Origin of the sequence: Bradyrhizobium sp. LTSP849, from assembly GCF_000938255.1 — a bacterium.
Lineage (GTDB): Bacteria > Pseudomonadota > Alphaproteobacteria > Rhizobiales > Xanthobacteraceae > Bradyrhizobium.
In genome coordinates, this window is record NZ_JYMR01000019.1 from 1 (window position 1) to 7,411 (window position 7,411).

Below are 7,411 nucleotides of genomic sequence, written 5' to 3' on the forward strand. Positions count from 1 at the left end.
TGTTGGATTAGTCCAATTGGTGCGTAACAGTCCTTATGGACAGCCATAAGCGCAGTACTCAGCTTGAACGGCTTGAGGTGGTCGAGACTGGTCGCCGGCGACGCTGGTCGGATGACGAAAAGCTGCGGATCGTGACCGAAAGCTTTCAAGCGCCGCGCGCGATATCGTCGACAGCAAGACGCCATGGCATATCACGTTCGTTGCTGATGACATGGCGGCGCTCGTTCGGTCCCGAGCCGATCAGCCCTCAAAGCGAGCAATCCGGCTTTGCGCGGGTCGTCCTTGCCGCTGAGGTCGAGCCGGCGGTTGCTGCCACAGCGACGAGCGGGCAGATGGTGATCGTCGTTGGCCGGGATCGTCGGGTGATTGTCGATGCGGGCGTCGATGCGGCCGCCCTGGCGCGGGTGCTGCAGGTTCTGGAGCGTCGATGATCCCAGTCTCTTCGAGCGCACGCATCTGGATTGCGACCGGCTACACTGACATGCGCAAGGGCATGCAGGGTTTGTCATTATTGGTGCAGGAAAGCCTTGGTCGCGATCCGTTCGCCGGAGATGTCTTCGTGTTCCGCGGACGCGGCGGTTCGCTGATCAAGGCCTTGTGGCACGATGGAATTGGATTGTCGCTCTACGCGAAGCGGTTGGACCGTGGCCGTTTTGTCTGGCCGGCGACGGTGGGCGGTGTGGTGGGGCTGAGCGCGGCGCAGATGAGTTATCTGCTGGAGGCGATCGACTGGCGCAATCCGCAGCACACGTGGCGGCCACAGAGCGCAGGATAGGCTCAAAAAAGTTCTGAGGTGCGGAAGAAAAGACGCCTCAAATCGCCTCTTTTGTGATTCCATCGGGGCCATGGGTGACGGCCTTGAATCGCTGCCAGACGACATCGAAACGCTGCAAGCGGCATTGATCGTTGCTCGGGCGGAGGCTGCGGCCGCCCGTGCCCGGCAGTCCGACGACCAGGCGTTGATCGCCCATCTGAAGCTGCAGATCGAGAAACTCAACCGCGACCGCCATGGTCCGCGCTCGGAGCGTACCGCGCGGCTATTGGATCAGCTTGAACTGACGCTGGAGGAGCTGGAGAGTTCGGCGACGGAGGACGAACTCGCCGCCGAAATGGCCGCGGCCAAAACCACGAAGGTGGCGTCGTTCACGCGCAAGCGGCCGTCACGCCAGCCGTTCCCGGAGCATCTACCTCGCGAGCGGGTGATCGTGCCGGGACCTGTGGCGTGCGCCTGCTGTGGCGGCGCGCGGCTGTCCAAGCTCGGCGAGGACATCACCGAGACGCTGGAGGTGATCCCGAAATCCTGGAAAGTGATCCAGCACGTCCGCGAGAAGTTTACTTGCCGTGATTGCGAGAAGATCAGCCAGGCTCCGGCGCCGTTCCATGTGCTTGCCCGCGGCTGGGCGGGGCCAAGCCTGCTGGCGATGGTGCTGTTCGAGAAGTTTGGTCAACATCAGCCGCTGAACCGGCAAGCGGAGCGCTATGCCAAGGAGGGCGTGCCGATCAGTCTGTCGACCCTGGCCGACCAGGTCGGCGGCTGCACCGCGGCGCTGGCACCTTTGTTCAAGCGCCTCGAGGCCTACGTACTGAGCGCCGAGCGATTGCACGGGGACGACACCACGGTTCCGGTCCTGGCCAAAGGCAAGACCGACACCGGCCGGATCTGGGTCTATGTGCGCGACGACAAGCCTTTTGGAGGGCAGGCCCCGCCGGGCGCGGTGTTCTATTACTCGCGCGATCGGGCCGGCGAGCATCCCCAGGCTCACTTGGCCAACTACAGCGGAATCTTCCAGGCCGATGCCTATGGCGGCTATGGCAGGCTTTACGAACCGGGCCGCAACGCAGGTCCGATCCTGGAAGCCGCGTGCTGGGTCCATGCCCGGCGGCCGTTCTTCGTGATGGCTGATCTGGCCGAGAATGCGCGTCGCAAGGCTCAGGGCAAGAGGCCGGCAGTGATCTCGCCGCTGGCGCTGGAAACAGTCCGCCGGATCGACGCCCTGTTCGAGATCGAGCGGACCATCAACGGTCAGAGCGCCGAAAGGCGCCAGGCAGTTCGCCGGGAACTCAGCGCGCCGCTCGTGGCCGATCTGGAAGCCTGGATGCGCACACAACGCGCCAAGCTCTCGCGCAGCAACGATGTCGCCAAGGCCATGGACTACATGCTCAAGCGCTGGAGCGCATTTACCCGCTTCCTCGATGACGGCCGCATCTGCCTGTCCAACAATGCGGCGGAGCGTGGCGTGCGCGGCATCGCTTTAGGTCGGAAGTCGTGGTTGTTCTGCGGCTCGGATCGCGGCGGCGAGCGGGCGGCGGTGATGTACAGCCTGATCGTCACCGCCAAGATGAACGACGTCGATCCGCAAGCCTGGCTCGCCGACGTTCTGGCGCGCATCGCCGAGCATCCCGTCCAAAGGCTCGACGAACTGCTGCCATGGAATTGGCGCTCTGCCATCCGGAACGTTGATCAAGCCGCCTGAGCCGAAAATGACCCGCGCGCGGTCTTCGCCGGATGCTTACTCCGCAACCGCGCCCGCGCACTTGGTTTGCCCCCCTTTTTAGGCGGCGAACCAGCTACGTGAAGCGACTTTTGGAACTTCGAAGGAGACGAGGCGTTTGGCACTATGTTCTGGATTTACTTCACGGCTTGCTGGATCGGATTTGGCCTGGGTATCGGCGCCCTTCTCGTATGGCGCACCCTTCCGGCAGCGACCTATCATTACCACTTCCGGGATATTCGGCTTCATGTCGTGCCACATGCGGCCAGACGGCAGCATGCCCTTTAGGGATCTCGCTGGTCTTGACGTGACGGCGATGCCAAAAGCGAACCGGAGTAAAAACAATGAAAAGACTTATCATTGCCGCCATCATTTTTGGAAGTACGATCATTTGTGCTGCGGCTCAGATCAGTCCAAACGGTACTCAAGGCTCCGTAAGTGGAGGGACGCGGCCGCGTCCTGCGCAGGGACAATCACGAAACTCAGTCGCCACCCAACCAAGCAATAACCCGTTCCAAAACCCAATCGGACAGGGCGTTCCACCCGCCGTATCGGCAAATCCTAACAACAACAGTAGCCGCACGGCGCGATAGCGTGAGAGGTCCGTACACTCCCCACGAACCAAGTAGAGAGCTATGGACCATGGAAGACCGGGACACCGGATCTCCGGTTTCGCATCAATTCAAGGGCCTGGTTGTCCTAGACGGCCTTTCACCGGACCAGACGTTCGAGCTGCTCGCCCATCAGTCCGACCATCTAAGGAATTCAGCAGATCAAAGCCGCCTAAACCAACTGATAGAAAAACATCGGCATGCGATGACCTAGCCGACGCCCCCGAGTGAGCGAACCGCTACTCTCTCTCTTCGTAGCGGTCGCAGCGAGCGTCCCCTCGCTTGACATCGGAATCGATCTCGTCGAGCGGTGGGGTACAGCGGAGCAACGAATATTTGTCATTGTAAGGCGCAGGTTGTCGCCGACAAATGCGCCCGCCGATCGGGACCTGAATTGCCTGAGTTCCAACCGTATAGAAGCAATTGTCCGACTTTGGATCCGCCTTTTTTGTCGAATCCTGCGCTATCGCGATCCCGGGACTAAGCACCGCTAGCGCGATAATGGCGAGCTTCCTCATTGGAGTTCTCCCTTTTGCCACCAAATGTTTAGATAAGGCCGATCGCCGCGCCGTTCAACTAATGCGCTGACCGGAATGGACGCTCGCCCAGCGAACCAAGCCGGCCAGCTTTTTAACGGAAGGATGGGACGTGGGCACCAATCAAGGCACGCTCGCAACTGTCCGTCGTCTATCCGTCTATCGCCCGGCCGACGATCTCATTACTGAACGGCGCAATGCACGGACGCCTGCGCCAGACGCTGCTCCCCCGCGGACGTTCACCGCATGGTGGCGGTGCGCGTGAGGCCTCTATACGTGGCGCCTTAGCGTAAGGACCGGAGGTGATCCGCATCGGGGAAATCGAAATTGAGTTCTATATTTCGTAACTAAGAATGCGCAATGTTGTTGCGTATGAACACATCAGTCACACTTGCTGCATCCTCACAGCTCTCAATCGTCTATCGCTCGACCAACCATATCATCCCTGATCCGCGCAATGCGCGGAGGCATCCGAGACGCCAGATCGAGCAGCTCAAGACGTCCATCAACGCGTTAGGGTTTACCAATCCGATACTAGTCGATCCCGGCGGCAACATCATCGCCGGTCAGGGCCGGCTCCAGGCGGCAAAAGCTTTGGGCCTTGCCGAGATACCAACCATCACGCTCTCGGGTCTGTCGGAGACCCAGAAGCGCGCGCTCCGATTGGCCGACAACAAGATCGCGCTCAATGCCGGCTGGCATATCGAGATCTTGCAGCAGGAGCTGGGTGAGCTCGCGACAATCAACCTCGATATTGACCCGACCCTCACCGGCGACCGGCGAAATTGACGTCATCCTCTCGAATTCAGCTGATCCCGACGACGAGATTATCCTTTCACTACCAGCGGTTCGTAAAACAAAGCCAGGCGCCATCTGGATTTTGGGAAAGCATCGGGTGGCTGCGGGGACAGCCGCGATGCCGCTTTCCTCGAACGGGTCGTCGGCGAGGGCTCCGGATCGATTCGGCGTTCCTGGATCCTCCCTACAACGTCAGGATCGAGGGCAACGCAAATCCAACGGGGCGTCACGGTGAATTTGCGATGGCCTCGGGCGAGATGAGCGACGACCAATTCCGGACTTTCCTGAAATACACGCTTGGCGCCGCGGCAAAATGCTCCCGCGATGGCGCGGTCCACTTCATCTGCATGGACAGGCGACATATGCACGACGTTACCGCGGTCGGTTCGACCATCTAGGGCGATCTCCTCAACCTCTCAACCTCTGCATCTGGAACAAATCCAATGCCGGGATGGGATCGCTCTATCGTAAGCGCTGTTCAGCGGCCACCTACCGGATGATGGGGTGATCTGCGAGTCTGCGGTTCGATTTGGACCGTTAGGCTTAGAATGGACACAGTGCATACTGCTATCACGGAGCCGGTACGGCGGCTTGAGGTCTTCACCGGCGCCGGCCGTCGGCGGAAGTGGAGCGACGAGGACAAGGCGCGGATCGTCGCGGAGATTGTGGCGAGCGGCGACTCGGTCTGTTCGGTAGCCCGACGGCATGGATTGTCACCGCAGCAGTTGTTTGGCTGGCGACGTCAGTTGCGAGAGGCAGCAGGCGGTCATTCCGAAATAGAAGAAGTGCAGTTTGTGCCGGCGGTGGTGGATGTCGCAGTGCCGGCGCCTGCTCTTGGCCGGGAGCGCAAAGTGGCGCGCTGCAAACCCAAACCGGATGTCCGAACTTGCCGTTGCGATGCCGGGATCATCGAGATCGAAGTCGACGGCATCACGATCCGGGCCGGTCGTGGTGCGGACACGGCAATGATTGCGTCGATCGTCCAGGCGCTGAAGGCGAGCCGGTGATCGGTCCGTCGGGTGCGGTCCGGGTGATGGTGGCGACCAAACCGGTGGACTTCCGCAAGGGGATGGAAGGGCTTGCGACCCTGGTGCGCGAGAGCATGGGGGCTGACCCATTCTCGGGAGCTGTCTATGTGTTCCGTGCCAAGCGGGCGGATCGGATCAAGCTGGTGTTCTGGGACGGAACGGGTCTGTGCCTGTTCGCCAAACGGCTTGAGGATGGGATCTTCCGCTGGCCGAAGATCGAGGACGGCGTGATGCGTCTGTCGGCGGCGCAATTGTCGGCGCTGTTGGAAGGGCTCGACTGGCGGCGTGTCCACGAGGTACGGGAGACGCCAGCGCCAACGCAAGCCGGATAGTTGTTGGCAGCGCTGCGGCGAAGTGAATCAGGGGCATCGAGCGCGTCGCCAGATGGCGGCGAATATGCTCTGAATTGCGTGTGAGCGACGCCCTGCCTGACGATCCCGAGACGCTGAAAGCGATGCTGCTTGCCGAGCGGTGCGAGAGCGAACGGCTGCGTCAGATCATCAAGGAATTGCAGCGGCATCGGTTCGGCCGGCGGGCAGAGACCTTGCCTGAAGATCAGATGCTGCTGGGCCTGGAAGATGTCGAGCAGGTCGCAGCGTACAGCGAGACGGCGCAGGACGTCAGCGCACCTGAAAGCCGTGAGGCTCGGGCTCGCAAGCGCCGGATCAACCGTGGCGCCTTGCCAGCGCACTTGCGGCGGATCGAGGTCGTCGTCGATATCGACAATAAGATCTGCTCCTGTTGCCAGGGCGAGTTGCACCGGATCGGCGAGGATAGAAGTGAGCGGCTGGACCTGGTCCCGGCGCAGTTCCGGATCCTCGTCACCCGGCGTCCCAAATACGCCTGCCGGGCTTGCGAGGACGGTGTCATGCAGGCGCCGGCCCCGGCCCGGCTGATCGAGGGTGGTCTGCCGACCGAGGCCACCGTCGCCCAGGTCCTGGTCTCCAAATATGCCGATCACCTGCCACTCTACCGGCAGGCGCAGATTTACGCCCGCCAGGGCATTGAGCTTGATCGTTCGACGCTGGCGGACTGGGTGGGACAGGCAGCCTTCCATCTGCGCCCGTTGCATGAGCGGCTCCTTGGCAAGCTCAGGCAGCGGCCAAAGCTGTTCGCCGACGAGACGACGATGCCGGTGCTCGATCCCGGCCGCGGGCGCACCAAGACCGGTCAGCTCTGGGCCTATGCGGCGGACGACCGGCCATGGGGCGGTGCCGATCCGCCGGGCGTCGCCTATGTCTATGCGCCCGACCGCAAGGCCGACCGACCGATCGCTCATCTGGCAGGCTTCAAGGGGATCCTGCAGGTCGACGGCTATGCCGGCTATGGCAGGCTCGCCGAGCGTGGCAACGTTCAGCTTGCATTCTGCTGGTCGCACATGCGGCGTAACTTCTACGAACTTGCCACCCCCGGTCCTGCGCCTATTGCGAGCGAGGCGCTCAAGCATATCGCCGAGTTCTATGCCATCGAGAAGGACATCCGCGGCCGCAGCGCCGAGGAACGTCGTCTCGTTCGACAACAGAAAAGCCGGCCGCTGGCGGAAGCCTTCGAGCTGTGGCTCCGCGCAAAGCTCGCGTTGATCAGCCAAAAGGGCAAGCTGGCAGACGCCATCCGTTATGCGCTCTCACGCTGGGATGGCCTGACGCGCTTCATCGATGATGGCCGTATCGAGCTCGACAATAACGCCGTCGAGCGCTCGATCCGTCCGATCACGTTGAACCGTAAAAATGCGCTGTTCGCAGGCTCCGACGGCGGTGCCGAGCACTGGGCCACCATCGCCTCCCTGGTCGAAACCTGTAAGCTGAACGACCTCGATCCGCTTGCCTACCTGACCGACGTCCTCACCAGGATCGTCAATGGTCATCCGAATAGCGAGATCGATCAGTTGCTTCCGTGGGCCTATTGCCGTCACGACCTCAGAGCTGTGGCCTGAAAACAGCGCTTAC

8 protein-coding genes are annotated in these 7,411 nt (G+C 61.6%); all 8 read left to right on the forward strand.

Annotated features, from left to right (window positions below):
- Positions 1 to 35 precede the first annotated feature (35 nt).
- Complete coding sequence (gene tnpA, locus UB31_RS15415; protein ID WP_044999804.1) at positions 36 to 431, forward strand: IS66-like element accessory protein TnpA; 396 nt, start codon at positions 36 to 38, stop codon at positions 429 to 431.
- Positions 428 to 775: an IS66 family insertion sequence element accessory protein TnpB gene (gene tnpB, locus UB31_RS15420; protein ID WP_044999806.1), complete on the forward strand. Its 348-nt coding sequence runs from the start codon at positions 428 to 430 to the stop codon at positions 773 to 775. The genes tnpA (UB31_RS15415) and tnpB (UB31_RS15420) overlap by 4 nt, the downstream gene beginning before the upstream one ends.
- 70 nt (positions 776 to 845) lie before the next feature.
- Positions 846 to 2,474, forward strand: a complete 1,629-nt coding sequence (gene tnpC / locus UB31_RS15425; RefSeq protein WP_044999807.1) for an IS66 family transposase — start codon at positions 846 to 848, stop codon at positions 2,472 to 2,474.
- Between the two features lie 1,537 nt (positions 2,475 to 4,011).
- Complete coding sequence (locus UB31_RS42565; protein ID WP_050044780.1) at positions 4,012 to 4,428, forward strand: ParB/Srx family N-terminal domain-containing protein; 417 nt, start codon at positions 4,012 to 4,014, stop codon at positions 4,426 to 4,428.
- Between the two features lie 251 nt (positions 4,429 to 4,679).
- Positions 4,680 to 4,835 (forward strand): hypothetical protein, encoded by a 156-nt coding sequence (locus tag UB31_RS42570; protein ID WP_245305993.1) that lies wholly within the window; start codon positions 4,680 to 4,682, stop codon positions 4,833 to 4,835.
- A 150-nt stretch (positions 4,836 to 4,985) separates the two neighbouring features.
- Positions 4,986 to 5,444, forward strand: a complete 459-nt coding sequence (gene tnpA, locus UB31_RS15440; RefSeq protein WP_045005335.1) for an IS66-like element accessory protein TnpA — start codon at positions 4,986 to 4,988, stop codon at positions 5,442 to 5,444.
- Complete coding sequence (gene tnpB, locus UB31_RS15445; protein ID WP_045004130.1) at positions 5,441 to 5,797, forward strand: IS66 family insertion sequence element accessory protein TnpB; 357 nt, start codon at positions 5,441 to 5,443, stop codon at positions 5,795 to 5,797. The genes tnpA (UB31_RS15440) and tnpB (UB31_RS15445) overlap by 4 nt, the downstream gene beginning before the upstream one ends.
- A gap of 122 nt (positions 5,798 to 5,919) precedes the next feature.
- A complete protein-coding gene (tnpC, locus tag UB31_RS15450; RefSeq protein WP_045010987.1) occupies positions 5,920 to 7,398 on the forward strand; it encodes an IS66 family transposase in 1,479 nt (492 codons plus the stop codon).
- Positions 7,399 to 7,411 lie beyond the last annotated feature (13 nt).

What these genes read in the sequence shown, in the direction of transcription:
- tnpA (WP_044999804.1), top strand. Translation starts at nt 36, where the DNA reads ATGGACAGCCATAAGCGCAGTACTCAGCTTGAACGGCTTGAGGTGGTC.
- tnpB (WP_044999806.1), top strand. Translation starts at nt 428, where the DNA reads ATGATCCCAGTCTCTTCGAGCGCACGCATCTGGATTGCGACCGGCTAC.
- tnpC (WP_044999807.1), top strand. Translation starts at nt 846, where the DNA reads ATGGGTGACGGCCTTGAATCGCTGCCAGACGACATCGAAACGCTGCAA.
- UB31_RS42565 (WP_050044780.1), top strand. Translation starts at nt 4,012, where the DNA reads ATGAACACATCAGTCACACTTGCTGCATCCTCACAGCTCTCAATCGTC.
- UB31_RS42570 (WP_245305993.1), top strand. Translation starts at nt 4,680, where the DNA reads ATGGCCTCGGGCGAGATGAGCGACGACCAATTCCGGACTTTCCTGAAA.
- tnpA (WP_045005335.1), top strand. Translation starts at nt 4,986, where the DNA reads ATGGACACAGTGCATACTGCTATCACGGAGCCGGTACGGCGGCTTGAG.
- tnpC (WP_045010987.1), top strand. Translation starts at nt 5,920, where the DNA reads ATGCTGCTTGCCGAGCGGTGCGAGAGCGAACGGCTGCGTCAGATCATC.